The organism is Xylophilus sp. GOD-11R (assembly GCF_033546935.1).
In the GTDB taxonomy this organism is placed as follows: Bacteria; Pseudomonadota; Gammaproteobacteria; order Burkholderiales; family Burkholderiaceae_C; genus Xylophilus.
This window is the reverse complement of the sequence record NZ_CP137854.1, coordinates 3605417-3620169: the sequence shown is the minus strand read 5'-3', so window position 1 is coordinate 3620169 and position 14753 is coordinate 3605417. Positions and strand designations below refer to the sequence as shown.

General features: G+C 68.5%; 13 protein-coding genes. 5 read left to right on the top strand and 8 right to left on the bottom strand.

Annotation, left to right across the window (positions count from 1 at the left end; genetic code table 11):
- Positions 1-9: 9 nt before the first annotated feature.
- Complete coding sequence (locus R9X41_RS16800) at positions 10-1332, top strand: LLM class flavin-dependent oxidoreductase (RefSeq protein WP_318631585.1); 1323 nt, start codon at positions 10-12, stop codon at positions 1330-1332.
- Positions 1325-1969, top strand: coding sequence for a cysteine dioxygenase family protein (locus R9X41_RS16795; protein ID WP_318631584.1), 645 nt, complete (start codon positions 1325-1327; stop codon positions 1967-1969). The genes R9X41_RS16800 and R9X41_RS16795 overlap by 8 nt, the downstream gene beginning before the upstream one ends.
- A 64-nt stretch (positions 1970-2033) precedes the next feature.
- Here the strand turns inward: R9X41_RS16795 and msuE are convergent, their stop codons facing one another.
- From msuE to R9X41_RS16770, 5 genes are all read right to left on the bottom strand, one after another.
- Positions 2034-2606 (bottom strand): FMN reductase, encoded by a 573-nt coding sequence (gene msuE / locus R9X41_RS16790; protein WP_318631583.1) that lies wholly within the window; start codon positions 2604-2606, stop codon positions 2034-2036.
- A 1183-nt stretch (positions 2607-3789) separates the two neighbouring features.
- Entirely contained in the window at positions 3790-4719 is a 930-nt protein-coding gene (locus tag R9X41_RS16785) for an ABC transporter permease (RefSeq protein WP_318631582.1), read from the bottom strand.
- Positions 4716-5807, bottom strand: a complete 1092-nt coding sequence (locus tag R9X41_RS16780) for an ABC transporter permease (protein WP_318631581.1) — start codon at positions 5805-5807, stop codon at positions 4716-4718. Before R9X41_RS16780 ends, R9X41_RS16785 begins: the two co-directional genes overlap by 4 nt.
- 8 nt (positions 5808-5815) lie before the next feature.
- Positions 5816-7351 (bottom strand): ABC transporter ATP-binding protein, encoded by a 1536-nt coding sequence (locus R9X41_RS16775; RefSeq protein WP_318631580.1) that lies wholly within the window; start codon positions 7349-7351, stop codon positions 5816-5818.
- Between the two features lie 4 nt (positions 7352-7355).
- On the bottom strand, positions 7356-8336 hold the full coding sequence (locus R9X41_RS16770; protein ID WP_412556619.1) for a BMP family protein: 981 nt from the start codon (positions 8334-8336) through the stop codon (positions 7356-7358).
- Between the two features lie 181 nt (positions 8337-8517).
- Between R9X41_RS16770 and R9X41_RS16765 the strand changes: the two genes are divergently transcribed.
- Positions 8518-9312 carry a cysteine hydrolase family protein gene (locus R9X41_RS16765; protein WP_318631578.1) on the top strand — a complete coding sequence of 265 codons (795 nt, stop codon included), beginning with the start codon at positions 8518-8520 and terminating at the stop codon, positions 9310-9312.
- Positions 9313-9341: 29 nt separating this feature from the next.
- Positions 9342-10163 carry a TetR/AcrR family transcriptional regulator gene (locus R9X41_RS16760; protein ID WP_318631577.1) on the top strand — a complete coding sequence of 274 codons (822 nt, stop codon included), beginning with the start codon at positions 9342-9344 and terminating at the stop codon, positions 10161-10163.
- Here R9X41_RS16760 and R9X41_RS16755 read toward each other — a convergent pair.
- Entirely contained in the window at positions 10073-11068 is a 996-nt protein-coding gene (locus R9X41_RS16755; RefSeq protein WP_318631576.1) for an oxidoreductase, read from the bottom strand. The genes R9X41_RS16760 and R9X41_RS16755 overlap by 91 nt on opposite strands.
- Before the next feature lie 36 nt (positions 11069-11104).
- Here R9X41_RS16755 and R9X41_RS16750 point away from each other — a divergent pair, with 36 nt between their 5' ends.
- On the top strand, positions 11105-12574 hold the full coding sequence (locus tag R9X41_RS16750) for an amidase (protein WP_318631575.1): 1470 nt from the start codon (positions 11105-11107) through the stop codon (positions 12572-12574).
- A gap of 965 nt (positions 12575-13539) precedes the next feature.
- Here R9X41_RS16750 and R9X41_RS16745 read toward each other — a convergent pair.
- Together R9X41_RS16745 and R9X41_RS16740 are read right to left on the bottom strand one after the other, a co-directional pair.
- A complete protein-coding gene (locus R9X41_RS16745) occupies positions 13540-14328 on the bottom strand; it encodes an IclR family transcriptional regulator (RefSeq protein ID WP_318631574.1) in 789 nt (262 codons plus the stop codon).
- Between the two features lie 99 nt (positions 14329-14427).
- Positions 14428-14751: a 2Fe-2S iron-sulfur cluster-binding protein gene (locus R9X41_RS16740; RefSeq protein WP_318631573.1), complete on the bottom strand. Its 324-nt coding sequence runs from the start codon at positions 14749-14751 to the stop codon at positions 14428-14430.
- Between the last annotated feature and the right edge of the window lie 2 nt (positions 14752-14753).

The window sequence follows — 14753 nt, the reverse complement described above, 5'->3', positions numbered from 1 at the left end:
AAACACGCGATGAAATTGGGACTCTTCCTGCTGGCCGCCGGCCACCACGCGGGCGGCTGGCGACATCCGCAAGCCGAATCCGGCACCGAGAACATCGACCTCATCGTGCGTGCCGCCCAGGCCGCCGAACGCGCGAAGTTCGACATGGTTTTTCTGGGCGACCGGCTGCTCACCACGCCCGATTCGCATCCGTCGATGATCACCCGGCCCGACCCGATGACCGTGCTGTCGGCGCTGGCCATGGTCACCAACCGCATCGGCCTGGCGGGCACGGCATCGACCACCTACAGCGAGCCGTTCAACCTGGCGCGCACGCTGGCTTCGGTCGACCTCATCTCGCGCGGCCGGGCCGCCTGGAACATCGTCACCACCTTCGCCGACGGCTCGATCAACTTCAGCCGCGACCGCCACCCGGACCATGCACTGCGCTACGAGATCGCGGAAGAATTCGTGCAGGTGGTCGAGGGACTCTGGCGGTCGTGGGATCCGGATCCCTACGTGCGCGACAAGCAGGCCGGCGTCTACATCGACACCGCCAAGATGCATGCGCTGCACCACAAGGGCCGCTTCTACGACGTGGCCGGGCCGCTGAACGTGACGCCCAGCCCCCAGGGCCGGCCGGTGCTGATCCAGGCGGGCTCGTCCGGCCCCGGGCAAGCCCTGGCCGCGCGCCATGCGGAGGTGGTGTTCACCGCCCAGCAGGACCTGTCGGCCGCGCAGGCGTTCTACACCGGCCTGAAGGCACAGGTGCGCGCCGAGGGCCGGCGTGCCGACCAGTGCCTGGTGATGCCGGGGCTGATGCCCATCGTCGGCCGCACCGAAAAGCAGGCGCGCGCCAAGCTGGCCGAGCTGCAGGCGTTCACCGACCAGTCGAACGCGCTGGCGATTCTGTCGGAGCAGCTCGACAGCGACGTCACCGGCTTGCCGCTCGACGGCCCGCTGCCCGAGCTGCCGCCGGTGCCCGGCGCCCACAGCCGGCGCGACCTGCTGCTGCGCTCGGCCCGCGAGCAGGGCCTCACCCTGCGCGAGCTCTACCACCTGGTGGCCAGCGCACGCGGTCACCAGATCGTCGTCGGCACCGCCGAGCAGATCGCCCGCCACATGGTGCGCTGGGTGGAGCAGGGCGCGGCCGACGGCTTCAACATCATGCCGGCCTACTTTCCCGGCGGGCTCGACGAGTTCAATGCCGAGGTCGTGCCGCTGCTGCAGGCCTGGGGCCATGCCCGCACCGAGTACGAGGGCACGACCTTGCGGCAACATCTGGGGCTCGACCTGCCCGCGCCGCGCCGTTCAGCCGCACGGGCTCCACAGGAAATCGAAGCCCATGTCTGAAGCTGCCATTGCTCCGTCCATCGCGCCATCCATCGCGGCCGCGCCCGCCATCGCGCCCCTGCGCGACTTCGTCACCGCGTTCGCGCGCCTGCTCGACGAGCATCCGGACGAAGCCCGCGTCATCACCCAGGGCGGGGCGCTGCTGCGCCGGCTGGTGTCGCGCGACGACTGGCTGCCCGAAGCTTTCGCGCAGCCGGACCCCACGCGATACCAGCAGTTTCTGCTGCACGCCGATTCGGCCGAGCGCTTCTCGGTGGTGAGCTTCGTCTGGGGCCCGAGCCAGGCCACGCCGATCCACGACCACACCGTATGGGGCCTGATCGGCATGCTGCGCGGCGCGGAAGAAAGCCAGGGGTACGTGCAGCGCGACGGCCGCTGGGTGCCCGACGGCCCTGCCCTGCGCCTGCAGCCGGGCGACGTCGAGCCGGTATCGCCCACTGTGGGTGACGTGCACCGGGTGCGAAATCTGTACGACGACCGGGTGTCGATCAGCATTCACGTCTACGGCGCCAACATCGGCGCGGTGCGGCGGCATACCTATCTGGAGTCGGGTGGCGGCAAGCCCTTCGTGTCGGGCTACTCCAATACCCTGCTGCCCAATCTGTGGGACCGCTCGGCGGAGCTGCGCGGCGCCTGAGTTTTCAGCCCGCGCTCGAAGGCCCGGCACTTCTGGTGCCGGGCCTTCTTTTCCATGCGTGCCGTCAGGCCACCAGTTCCGCGTCGGCGGCGACGGTAGAGCGCAGCTTCAGCAGCGGCAGCGAGCGCTGCACGGCCAGGGCGGCGCGTGCGAGCAGGGCTTCGTTGCTCAGGCGGTAGTCGGTGAAATCGCGGTCGGTGGCATAGACGCCGACCGGCAGCGTGCGCGCCTGGAAGAAGCTGAACAGCGGGCGCAGCTGGTGGTCGATGACCAGCGCATGCCGCTCGCTGCCGCCGGTGGCTGCCAGCAGCACGGGCACGTCGATCAGCGCTTCGTGGTGTACGAAGTCGAAGAAATGCTTGAACAGGCCTGAGTAGGTGGCGCGATAGACGGGGCTGGCTACCACGAGCAGGTCGGCCGATTCCACGGCGGCGATCTCGGCTTCGACATCGGCCGGCAGCTGGGCGCGCGCCAGTGCGCCGGCCAGGCGGGGGCCGACCACGCCGAGTTCGATCAGGCGGGTCTGGATAGGGACGGCCTCGCCGATAAGGTCGACCAGATGTTCCACCAGCGCCAGGGTGCGGGAAGGGCGTTGCAGGCTGCCGGAGACAGCGACGACTTTCAGGGGTTTTGTCATGGTTTTGCCAGGTTGCGTTGGCCGGCCATGGTGAGGGAGCACGGGCCGTGTGCAAACGACGGAAACCGTATATCGATGGGAGGAAGTTTTCTGCATGGTCGTCGCGCTGCCGGGCGCTGGGACCACGGCATCCGCCTTCTCGTGCTTGGTCATTACGGCAGCGGTTTTATCGCCGCTGCAGGCTATTTCGGTCCGGCTGGCGGCATTGGGGGGGGGCGGCCAAGTGAAAAGCCCGATTCGGTTTATGGGATGGGGCTGGGGCTTGCTCTTGGCTGAGCCGGCTTGTCTTTTTTCTTTTCTTCTCTTGGCAAAGGGTGGAGCTGGGGGCTTGCGCGCCCCCAGACCCGCGGTAACTTTCTTTTCTGGCAAAAAAGAAAGTCACCAAAGAAAGTTGCCTTGAAGACGAGCTCGAAGCTCGGTCGGGCCATTGCTTCGCTCGGCCTGGGGAATGTGCCTTCGAACGCTCTAGCGGCAACAGTTTGGACAAGGGTCGATCCAGTGCCTGGGCCCCTGCTTCGCAGGGTCGGGGCTGAGAGGGTAAGGACAGGCGACCGCACTGAGCACGGTGAGGGGGCCGCGCTGATTCGATCGCCACGCGCGCTGCGCACCGTGGTCCAGGTCACGTCGTGATGGCCGGCCCGTTCAAGCGCTGCTTCGGGTCGATGTTCGATCGTTGCGCTCAGCATTCCGCCAGGGCGCATCGCATGGCGCCTGCGCGCTCCGCCAGTGCGGTCGCCTGTTCTTATCCTCTCAGCCCCGACCCTGCGAAGCAGGGGCCATGGCTCTGGATCGACCCTTGTCCAAACTGTTGCCGCTAGAGCGTTCGAAGGCACATTCCCCAGGCCGAGCGAAGCTATGGCCCGACCGAGCCTCGAGCTCGTCTTCAAGGGCTTTTCTTTGGTGACTTTCTTTTGTCCCAACAAAAGAAAGTTACCGCGGGTCTGGGGGCGCGCAAGCCCCCAGCTCCACCCTACGACCAGTAGAAGAAAAAAAAAGACCAGCCCGCTCGGCAAAGAGCAACGCCCCAGCTCCACCCTCTGCCAAGAGAAAAGACAGGCCGGCTCAGCCAAGAGCAAGCCCCCAGCTCCACCCTACGATCAGTAGAAGACAAGAAGAACAGCCGCCCGGCCAGCAACTCGATCAAGCTGGCGTTGAGACCGCCCCGTTAGCGCCATGGCCATCATCACCGCACATACGGCTGCGTCAAATAAGCCGGCGCACTCTGCCGGCCGACCACGCCGCTGACAGCCGCCAGCGCCATCAGATAAGGCAGCATGATCAGGATCGCGTTCGGCACCTCGATCCCCAGCGCCGGCAGCTGAAACTGCAGCGCGGTCGCCGCGCCGAACAGCAGGCAGGCTAGCAACATCCGCCCCACCTTCCAGTTGCCGAAGATCACCGCCGCGATGGCCAGGTAGCCGGCGCCGCTGGTCATGCCTTCGGTGAAGGTGTGGATGTCGCCGATCGACAGGAAGCACCCACCGATGGCCGACAGCACGCCGGTGAACAGCACCGCGCCATAACGCACCGCGGTGACCGACAGCCCCGACTTGTCGACCGCCTTGGGCTCCGAGCCCGCCGAATGCAGCGCCAGCCCGAGCGCGGTGTAGCGCAGGGTCCAGCCCACCAGCGCGACCAGCGCCAGCGCCAGCCAGACCAGCCAGACCTGGGTGAAAACCGCGTCGCCGATGACCGGTATCTGCGAGAGCAACGGCGGCTGCCATTTGTCGAAGCCCGGCACCTCCGCGCGCGAGCGGCCGCCGAAGATCTCGCGGTAGGCCAGGGTGGTAGCGCCCAGCACCAGGATGTTGATGCCGATGCCGGTCACCACCTGGTTGGCCCGCAGCGTGATGCTGAGAAAGGCCTGCAGCAGCGCCACCGGCAGCACGGCCAGCACGCCGATCAGCAGGCCGAGCGCAGGGCTGCCGGTGTAGACCGCACCGACCGCGCCGGCGAAGGCGCCGGTGAGCATCATTCCCTCCACGCTCATGTTGAGCACGCCGGCCCGCTCGCTCACCAGCTCGCCTGTGGCGCCGAGCATCAGCGGCACCGCCAGGCGCAGGGTGGATCCGGCGAAGACGGCGGCCATGGCGCCGGTGGCCGCATCGCTCATCGCGCGCCTCCTTGCGGGCGGTCCATCCAGCGCGCCGATCCGGCCAGCGCCACGATGATCACGCCCTGAATCACCAGCACCAGTGAACTGGGCACGCTCGCCATCATTTCCATGTTGATGCCTCCGGACCGGATGAAGCCGAACAGCAGCGCCCCGGCGATGACGCCGGTGACCGAACCGCGCGCCAGCAGGCCCACCACCAGGCCGTCGAAGCCGTAGCCCGACGAGAAGCCGGCCTTGAGCGTGTACTGCTCGCCCTGCAGCATCATCGAGCCGGCCAGCCCGCCCAAGGCACCGGCGGCGAAGAACACGCCGACGACGGCCGGCGCGATGGCGATGCCCGCCTTGCGCGAGGCCAGCGGGTTCAGTCCCACCGCGCGCAGCCGCAAACCGAAGACGGTGCGGTGCAGCACCACCGCGACCGCCACGGCCAGCAGCGCCGCCAGCGGCAGACCGATGTGCAGCGGCATCGCCGCATCGCCGGTCAGCAGCGGCAGCTTGGTGGCATCGGGAATCTCCAGCGACTCCGGCAGGGTGCTCGACGAGGTCATCGGCTGACGCAGCAGCGCCTCGCTCTGCACGCTGGCGTAGAGCAGCCAGATGCCGATGAAGGACAGCATCAGGCTGCTGATGACCTCGTTGGTGCCGACCTTCACCTTGAGCAGCCCGACGATGGCGCCCCACAGGCCGCCGCAGACGCAGGCGGCCAGCATCGGCAGCACGAAACCCAGGCCGGCGGGCAGCGCGGCGATGCCGGGATGCAGGCAGACGGCGGTGGCGGCGATGGCGCCGACGGCGATCTGTCCTTCGCCGCCCACGTTGGTGAGGTTGGCCCGGTTGGCCAGCACGAAGCCCAGGCCGACCAGGGCGAACACCAGGCTGCGGTTGATGGAGGCGGCCAGCGCGTAGGGCGAGCCCCAGGCGCCTTCGGCGAAGGCGGCCACCGCGTCGGGAATCGACACGCCGATGACCGCCACCAGCACCAGGCCGAGCAGCAGCGCGGCGATGACGGCAGCGAGTGACAGCAGCACCGCGCGGCGGCCCTGCAGGAAGTCGAGCGGTCTCGCCCGGGGTATGCCCTTGTTCATGCCATGGCTCATGCCGTTGCCGTGCCTTGTCCCGCCATCCAGGCGCCTATGCGTTCACGCTGCGAGGGATGGGCCTCGCATTCGCCCATGATCCGGCCGCGGTAGAGCACCACGATGCGGTCGGCGACCTGCAGCAGTTCGTCGAGTTCCGAGGAGATCAGCAGCACGCCCACGCCCCGGCTGCAGGCGCCGACGATGTGGCCGTAGACGGCTTCGACCGCGCCCACGTCCAGCCCGCGCGTGGGCTGCGCGGCCATCAGGAAGCGCAGGCCGGCGGTGGTGAGTTCGCGCGCCAGCACGGCCTTCTGCTGGTTGCCGCCGGAGAGCCCGCCGAAGGCGGCGTCCGGCCCGGCGGCGCGCACGTCGTAGGTCTGCATCAGTTGCTGCGCGTCGCGGCGCAGGGCGGCGCGGTCGAGCAGGCCCCAGCGGCGGTAGTCGCCCAGCCGGTTGAGCAGCATGTTCTCGGCCACGCTCATCGGCGTGACGCAGCCCGAGGCGTGCCGGTCTTCCGGCACGATGCCGACGCCGGACTGAGTGATCTCGCGCGGCGACCGGCCCGTCAGCTCGTCGCCGCCGACGAAGAAACGCCCCTGCGTGGCCGGCACCAGGCCCGACAGCACGCCAGCCAGCTCGACCTGGCCGTTGCCCTCGACACCGGCCACGCCGACGATCTCGCCGGGCGCGACCAGCACGGTGAAGTTGTCCAGCCGCGTCACGCCCTGGATGTCTTGCACGGTCAGGCCGTCGACCATCAGGGCCGGCACGGGCGCGGCCTGGCCGACCGGCGTGGCCGCGCGTGCAGGCGTGGCGGGCACCACGTCCGACGGGTCGGCCAGGTCGCGCTGGATCATCGCGCGCACCAGCTGCGAGATGTCGTCGGCCGGGGTGTCCGAGCGCGCCACGATGCGGCCGCCGCGCAGCACGGTGGCGCGCCGGGCCACCTGCCGGATTTCGGCCAGTTTGTGGGTCACCAGTGCCACGCCGCAGCCCTGGGCGGCGACCCGCTCGCAGACCTGCAGCAGCGCCTGGATCTCCTCGGGCAGCAGCACGGCGGTGGGCTCGTCGAGCACCAGCAGGCGCGGCTCGCGCATCAGGCACTTCACGATTTCCACCCGCTGCCGCTCGCCCACCGACAGGTCGGCCACGCGGGCGTAGGGGTCCAGCGGCATGCCGTAGCGCTCGCCGAGCGCGCGCATGCGGTCGGCGCATTCGGCGCGCCGCAGCACGCCGCGCGACTGGCCGAGCAGCAGGTTGTCGACCACGCTCACGTCGGGCACCAGGCTGAAGTGCTGGTGAACCATGGCGATGCCCTGGGCCAGCGCGTCGGCGGGGCGGCCGGGGCGGTAGTCGGCGCCGTCGAGCCGCATGCTGCCGCGGTCGGGCGCATGCACGCCGAAGATGAGGTTGCAGAGGGTGGACTTGCCCGCGCCGTTCTCGCCCAGCAGGCAGTGCACTTCGCCGGCTTCGAGGCTCAGCGAGATGTCGTCGAGCACCCGCAGCCGCCCGAAGCTTTTGCCCAGGCCGGAGAGTTCGAGCAGGGGCACGCCGTCAGCCTTCCAGCACCTTGATCTTGCCGCTCTGGATGTCCTTCTTGATCGCCTCGATCCTGGCTTTCTGCTCGGCCGTGGCGTTGCAGATGGCCATGTCCGACGCCTTGGGGCCCATCGCCAGGCCAAAGGGCTTGTAGCCGGCCTTCCAGGTGCCGGCGACGGCCTCGTCGATGGCGTACTGCACCTCGTAGCCCACGCCGGTGATGCTGTAGGCGGGGTAGAGCGGATCGGTGCCGCAGCGGTCGGTGTAGCTGCCGATGATGTGGGTGCCCTTTTCCTTGGCTGCCTGCTCCATGCCGCGCAGTCCGAGGTTGAGGATGTGGTAGTGCACGTCGGCCCCCTGGGCGATGGCCGCGAGGGTGGCTTCCTTCGACTTGGCCACGTTGTCGAAGTCGCCGGTGTAGTTCTCGACGTACTTGATCTTGGGGTTGACGTAGGCCGCGCCCTTGCCGAACTCCTTGCCGGCATTGACGATGGAAGGAATCTCCATGCCGCCCACGTAGCTCACCACGCCGGTCTTGCTCAGCATGGCGGCGGAGGCGCCGGCCACGAAGGCGATCTCGGCCTGCTTCACGTCGTAGCCGGCCACGTTGGCCACCTCGTCGCCCTTGCTGCCGCCGACGATCGAGAAGTGGGTCTTGGGAAAGCGCTTGGCCACTTTCATCACGGCCGCCTGCGTCTGGCCGCCGACGCCGATCACCAGGCTGTTCTTGGTGGCCAGGTTGACCAGGGCCTGTTCCATGTCGGCGTAGTTGATGTTCTCGATCATCTGCACCTTGATCTTGTCGCCGTACTGCTTCTGCGCGGCGGCCAGACCGTCGTAGCCGGATTCCATCCAGCCCTTGTCGGACTTGGAGCCCGGAATCAGCACACCGACGGTGACCGGACCGGCGGCCTGCGCGGCGGTCGACAGGGCCAGCGTGGCGGCCACGGCGGAGGCGAAAGAGAGAAGAGGGCGGAGCTTGGCGGACACTGGCATTCCTTTCGCTAGGGGAGTGGGGTAAGTAACTGAATAATTACCTGATGGACGAGTCGGGGCGGGCATTTGCAAGATCGGTGCCACCCGTTTTCGGGGCCGGTTTCGGCACCTGGCACCACGAAGGCGCGGCGCACGGCACCGCCTCGGTGCCTCGCCCATCACCAACCTGGAGCCTGGCCGCATGAACCCCAAGACCTCGACCCCCGTCGGTGCACTCGGCATCGCGCCCCACTACCACTGGAAGGCCACGCCGGATGAGGTCGACATGGCCATGGCCGCGCCCGCGCCGCGCCCGCTGCGGCTGGCCGCCGAGCCGCAGAACCTGGTGATCGACCTGGGCCGCACCGCCATCGTGGTGATCGACATGCAGAACGACTTCTGCACCCGGGGCGGCTGGGTCGACCATATCGGCGCGGACTGGGCGGCCGCGCGGGCGGCGATCGAGCCGCTGCAGGCGGTGCTGCCGGCGCTGCGCGCGGCCGAGGTGCCGGTGATCTGGGTGAACTGGGGCAACCGGCCGGACCTGGCCAACATGCCGCCCAATCAGATCCATCTCTACAAGAACAGCGGCACCGGCACCGGCCTGGGCGACCCGCTGCCCGAGGGGCGCGGCAACGTGCTGGAAAAGGACTCGTGGGCGGCGGCCATCGTCGACGAGCTCGCGCCGCTGCCGGGCGACGTGCTGGTCGACAAGCACCGCATCAGCGGCTTCTGGGACACGCCGCTCGACAGCATCCTGCGCAACCTGGGCGTGAAGACGCTGCTGTTTGCCGGCTGCAATACCGACCAGTGCGTGCTGCATTCCCTGACCGACGCCAACTTTCTCGGCTACGGCTGCGTGATGCTGGAGGACTGCTGCGCCACCTCGTCGCCTGCCTTCTGCACCGAGGCGACGGTGTGGAACGTCAAGAAGTGCTTCGGCTTCGTCAGCGACTCGTCGCGCCTGTTGGCCGCGCTGCGGCACGGCGCGGCCTGATGCCGACAGGCGCCGAGGACAATCCGCCGATGCCCGACACCACTGCAAGCGCGCCGAAGGCGCCCAAGACCCTCAAAGCGCAGGAGACGCCCGACACGCGGAAGAAGGTCTCCGCGCGCGACCCCGCCAAGACCCGAGCCCGCATCCTCAAGGCCGCTGTCGCCGAGTTCTCCGCCAAGGGCTTCAGCGGCGCCCGCACCGAGGCCATCGCGCGCCGGGCCAAGACCAACATCCGCATGCTGTATCACTACTTCGGCGGCAAGGACGGGCTGTACGTGGGTGTGCTCGAAGAGGTGCTGCTGCGTCTGCGAGCGGCCGAGCTGCAGCTGGACTTCGCGTCGGTCGAGCCGATGGAGGGCATCGTGCAGATGTTCGATTTCATCGACAACCACTTCGGCTCGCGGCCCGAGCTCGGCCGGCTGCTGGCCTTCGAGAACATGAACCAGGCGCGCCACCTGCAGCGCTCCGACGCGATCCGCGAAACCGCTTCACCCGTGCGCGAGCTGGTCGACGGCCTGCTGCGCCGCGGCGAGCGGGCCGGTGTGTTCCGCGAGGGGATCGATGCCCTGCACCTCTACACCGCCATGGTGAGCCTGGCCTACTACAGCCGGGCGCACGGCCACACGCTGTCGCGCATCTTCAGCACCGACCTGCTCGCGCCGGCGTGGCAGGCGGACCATCGGGTGCAGGCCCACCAGATGCTGATGGGGTTCCTGCGTCCGCCAGCCGTGGCGCCGGCGGAGAAGGGCGCGCAGCAGGTTCAGCCGTCGAAGGCCACCGAGGCGAGCTTGTCGGTCATGAAGTCCGGCCGTTCCAGGATCGGACGGCCGATGGCGATCAGGTCGGCCTGACCGTCGGCCAACGCGCTCTCGATCAGGCTGCGCCGGTGCAGGCCACCCACCGCGATCACCGGCAGGCCGCAGGCCTCGCGGATCTGCCGTGCCCAGTCGAGCTGGTAGCCCGGTCGGCTGTGGGCCGGCGGCACCGGAAGCAGCCCGCCCGAGGACACATGTACCGCGACGATGCCGCAGGGCTGGAGCGCCTCGACGGCCTCGGTCACCAGGGCGGGCGTGAGGCCGCTCTCGACGTAATCGCTGGCCGACACTCGCAGGCTCAGCGGAAAGCCCGGCCCGACGGCGGCGCGCACCGCCTCGGCCACCTCGCGGGCGAAGCGCGCCCGGCCGGCGCCGCAGCCGCCGTAGGCGTCGTCGCGCCGGTTGGACAGCGGCGAGAGGAACTGGTGGATGAGGTAGCCGTGCGCCGCATGCAGCTCCAGCCCGTCGAAGCCGGCGGCCACCGCGCGCCGGGCGGCGTCGGCGAAGTCCTGCACCGCCGCCGCGATGTCCTGGGGCGTCATGGAGGCCGGCACGCCGTAGTCGCCGTCGAAGGCCAGCGCGCTCGGCGCCAGCAGGCGCTCGCCCGGCGGTGGATGCGACTTGCGGCCGCCGTGCGAGAGCTGGACGAACACCGGCACGCCGTGTGCATGCACCGCGTCGGTCACTGCCCGCAGAGGCGCGACGTGGCGGTCGGCATACAGGCCGATGTCGTCCTTGAACAACCGGCCGTTGGACGCGACGGCGGTCGACTCAACCACGATCAGGCCGATACCGCCCTCGGCACAGCGGCCGTAGTGCAGCGGGTGGTAGGCGGTGGCGCTGCCATCGGGCGCCCCGCGGTACTGCTGCATCGGCGCCATCACCAGGCGGTTCTTCAGGCGGACGGGCCCCAGGTCGAAAGGGGTGAAGGTGAGTGACATGCGCGGAAATCGAGAAAAGCAACGGACGGCGAAACCATGAACCAGGACACGAGCAAAGAGCGCGCCACCGGACCCCGGCCGGCGCTGGCCGACATCGCCCGCGCGGTGCGCAGCGGCGCCATTACGGCCGAGGCCGTGGTCGCCGAATCCTTCCGCCGCATCGAGGCCCTCGACGGCCGGCTGCATGCCTTCTGCACCCTCGACGAAGAAGGTGCAATGGAGGCCGCGCGGGCCCTCGACCGCCGCATCGCCCTGGGCGAGCCGGGCGGACCGCTCGCCGGCGTGCCGGTGGCGATCAAGGACCTTATCTGCACCCGGGGCGTGCGTACCACCTTCGGCTCGCGCCTCTATGCGCACCATGTGCCCGACGAGGACGACGTGGTGGTCGAGCGCTTGCGGCGGGCCGGTGCCATCGTGGTCGGCAAGACCAACACGTCCGAATTCGGCTACGGCGCCTTCGGCCACAACCCGGTGTTCGCGACCACCCGCAACCCCTGGAACCCGGCGCTCACGCCGGGCGGCTCCAGTGCGGGATCGGCCGCGGCGGTGGCCGCCGGCCTGGTGCCGCTGGCCATCGGCAGCGATGGTGGTGGCTCGGTTCGGGCGCCGGCCGCGCTCTGCGGCATCTACGGCATCAAGCCGTCGATGGGGCGGGTGCCCGCGTGGCCGGGGTGTCGCGACGAGCGGTATCCGGGGATCTCCAGCTGGGAGTCGCTGGAGCACATCGGGCCGATGACGCGGTCGGTGGCCGATGCGGCGCTGGCCTTGTCGGTGATGGCCGGGCCGAGCGCGAAGGACCGCTTCTCGCTGCCGGCCGAGATCACCGACTGGACCGTGCCGCCCGCCGGCAGCCTGCGCGGCGTGCGACTGGCGTTCAGTGCCGATTTGGGATTCGCGGTGGTCGATCCCGAGGTGCGGGCGATTGCCGAAGCGGCGGCTCGGCGCCTGGCGGCCGAACTCGGCAGTGGATTGGCGTTCGGGCATCCGGACATCGCGCCTTACGGCCAGGCGTTCGAGGCGCTGGTGGCGATGGACACCGACCGGGAAGGGCTGCGGCGCCTGGCCGACGCGCAGGGGGTGGTGCTGGGGGGGTGGCTGGGCAGCCTGCTCGAACGGGAGTGGTCGGGCGATGTCTTCACCCGGGCGATCTTCGAGCGCAAGCGGGTGGTGAATGCGACCTGGCGGTTCATGGAGCGGTATGACTTTCTTCTGACGCCTACGGTGGGATGCGCTGCGTTCGAACTGGATGTTCCGGGGCCTTCTGTGATCGACGGTCGGGCTGTCGATGCGGGAAGTGCTTGGCTGGCTTTTTCCGCGCTGGGGAATCTGACCGGGTTGCCGGCGGCTTCGGTGCCGGTGGGGCTTACGGCGGATGGGCGGCCGGTGGGGCTCCAGGTGATGGGGCGGCATCTGGATGACCGAGGGGTGTTGGCGGTTTCGGCGGCGGCCGAGGCTTGGTTGGGGGTGGGGTGGCCGGGGGTTTGTTGTTCTGGTTTTTGGGTTTGAGATGGGGGTTTGGTTTTGGCTGAGCCGGTCTGTTTTTTTCTTTTCTTCTACTGTTCGTAGGGTGGAGCTGGGGGCTTGCGCGCCCCCAGACCCGCGGTAACTTTCTTTTCTGGCAAAAAAGAAAGTCACCAAAGAAAGTTGCCTTGAAGACGAGCTCGAGGCTCGGTCGGGCCATAGCTTCGCTCGGCCTGGGGAATGTGCCTTCGAACACTCTAACGGCAACAGTTTGGACAAGGGTCGATCCAGTGCCTTGGCCCCGCTTCGCGGGTCGGGGCTGAGAGGGTAAGGACAGGCGACCGCACTGAGCACGGTGAGGGGGCCGCGCTGGTTCGATGAACGCGCTCAATGCGCACCATGTTGCGGTGCTTTGTACGGCCCTGGCGAATCGGTTGCCCATGCGACTTCACGCTTGGCGCCGGCAGCGCCCGTGCGCGCCACCCCGCTGCCCGCATCGGCCGGGGTCGCGCGAGCGGCTCGAACACGCGTGCGACCTGATCCCTGATCGGCCAGGAATTGGGCGCATCGACCGCATCGCCAACGACCGCTTCTCAGGCGGTGATGAGGCGTGGTTGATTGGGCGTCAAGGCCATACGAGATGACCGCAACACCGCGAGCCGCGCATGGCCATCGAACCGGCATGGCCCCATCACCGTGCTCAGTGCGGTCAACTGTCCTTACCCTCTCAGCCCCGACCCTGCGAAGCAGGGGCAGAGGCACTGGATCAACCCTTGTCCAAACTGTTGCCGTTAGAGCGTTCGAAGGCACATTCCCCAGGCCGAGCGAAGCAATGGCCCGACCGAGCTTCGAGCTCGTCTTCAAGGCAACTTTCTTTGGTGACTTTCTTTTTTGCCAGAAAAGAAAGTTACCGCGGGTCTGGGGGCGCGCAAGCCCCCAGCTCCGCCCTCCGCCAAGAGAAGAAACTCAACCAAAGCTCCGCCAAAACAGCAAAGACCAAAAGCGACCACTCAAAAATTCAAGGCCTGCGCAGCCTCCAGCGCCAACGGACTGAACCGTTCCCTGAACCCCTCCGGCGACCACTCGCTCAACGACCCCGCGATGTGCACCGCCCCGATCGGCACTCCGCTACTGCTGCGCACCGCCGCTGCCACGACGACCTCGCCCAACAGCGCCTCTTCCGCCGCATAGGCATAGCCGGTGCGCCGTGCCTCCCGCACCTTGTCCCAGATACCGTCGATGTCGGTGATGGTCTTGGGTGTGACCTGCTGCCGGTCGGAGCGCTGCAGGATGTCGTCGACCACCTCGTCGGGCAGGAGCGCCAGGCAGGCACGTCCGCCGGTGGACATGAAGGTGTGCATGCGCCGACCCGCCAGCGTCGCATAGAAGCTTTCGCGCTTGCTCTGCATGCGGATGGCGTGAACGATGCTTAGGTTGTCGTACTCGGCATCGAACAAACTCAGGTCCACCCGCTCGTCGGCCTTCTTGCGCAACTGGGTCAGCACCGGCATGGCGCGCTCGATGAGCGGGTTGGAACGCAGGTAGTCGAAGCTGCGGTCGAGGAACATGCGGCCGAGCGTGAGGCGGCCTTCCTCGGACTGCTCCAGGTAGCCGCGGCTCAGCAAGGTCTGGCCGATGCGCTGCGCCGCGCTCTTGTGGATGCCGGCGGCCGTGGCGATCTCGCCGAGCGAGCGCGCCTTGGGGTTGTGCGCGAAGACCTCCAGCACATCGAGCGCGCGCGCCACCGACTGCAGCAGCAGCCGCTCGTCGACCTCCCGGAACCGGTGTTGGTTGCTCATGCGCGAGGGCTTTCGGTTTGTCTCTTGTCGATGTTCATGCTCCTGTCATTTTATCGGGGCCCCTGGTGCGTCGGAACCCGTCGCAGGCCGCGCCAGTGCTCAGATCTGGGCTTCGGGCAAGCGCAGGCGCAGCCCGTCGAGCGCCGGGCTCACGTCGATCTGGCAGGCCAGCCGGCTGCCAGGCTGGCGCGGCGAGATGGTGGCGTCGAGCATCTCATTTTCGAGCTCGGACATCGGCGGCAGCCGGTCCGCCCAGGCATCGTCCACATACACGTGGCAGGTGGCGCAGGCGAGCGAGCCGCCGCATTCCCCCAGGATGCCAGGCACGCGGTGGGTGAGCGAGCCGTACATGACCGACTGGCCGGTCTTGAGCTCGACGCTGACGACGGCGCCGTCGGCTTGTTCGAAGTGGACGAGAGGCATGG

Bases quoted from the DNA above. Each gene is read 5' to 3' on its own strand.
- R9X41_RS16765 (WP_318631578.1), top strand. From the start codon at position 8,518: ATGAACCCCAAGACCTCGACCCCCGTCGGTGCACTCGGCATCGCGCCC.
- msuE (WP_318631583.1), bottom strand. From the start codon at position 2,606: ATGACAAAACCCCTGAAAGTCGTCGCTGTCTCCGGCAGCCTGCAACGC.
- R9X41_RS16770 (WP_412556619.1), bottom strand. From the start codon at position 8,336: ATGCCAGTGTCCGCCAAGCTCCGCCCTCTTCTCTCTTTCGCCTCCGCC.
- R9X41_RS16795 (WP_318631584.1), top strand. From the start codon at position 1,325: ATGTCTGAAGCTGCCATTGCTCCGTCCATCGCGCCATCCATCGCGGCC.
- R9X41_RS16785 (WP_318631582.1), bottom strand. From the start codon at position 4,719: ATGAGCGATGCGGCCACCGGCGCCATGGCCGCCGTCTTCGCCGGATCC.
- R9X41_RS16745 (WP_318631574.1), bottom strand. From the start codon at position 14,328: ATGAGCAACCAACACCGGTTCCGGGAGGTCGACGAGCGGCTGCTGCTG.
- R9X41_RS16780 (WP_318631581.1), bottom strand. From the start codon at position 5,807: ATGAACAAGGGCATACCCCGGGCGAGACCGCTCGACTTCCTGCAGGGC.
- R9X41_RS16800 (WP_318631585.1), top strand. From the start codon at position 10: ATGAAATTGGGACTCTTCCTGCTGGCCGCCGGCCACCACGCGGGCGGC.
- R9X41_RS16760 (WP_318631577.1), top strand. From the start codon at position 9,342: ATGCCCGACACCACTGCAAGCGCGCCGAAGGCGCCCAAGACCCTCAAA.
- R9X41_RS16750 (WP_318631575.1), top strand. From the start codon at position 11,105: ATGAACCAGGACACGAGCAAAGAGCGCGCCACCGGACCCCGGCCGGCG.
- R9X41_RS16755 (WP_318631576.1), bottom strand. From the start codon at position 11,068: ATGTCACTCACCTTCACCCCTTTCGACCTGGGGCCCGTCCGCCTGAAG.
- R9X41_RS16740 (WP_318631573.1), bottom strand. From the start codon at position 14,751: ATGCCTCTCGTCCACTTCGAACAAGCCGACGGCGCCGTCGTCAGCGTC.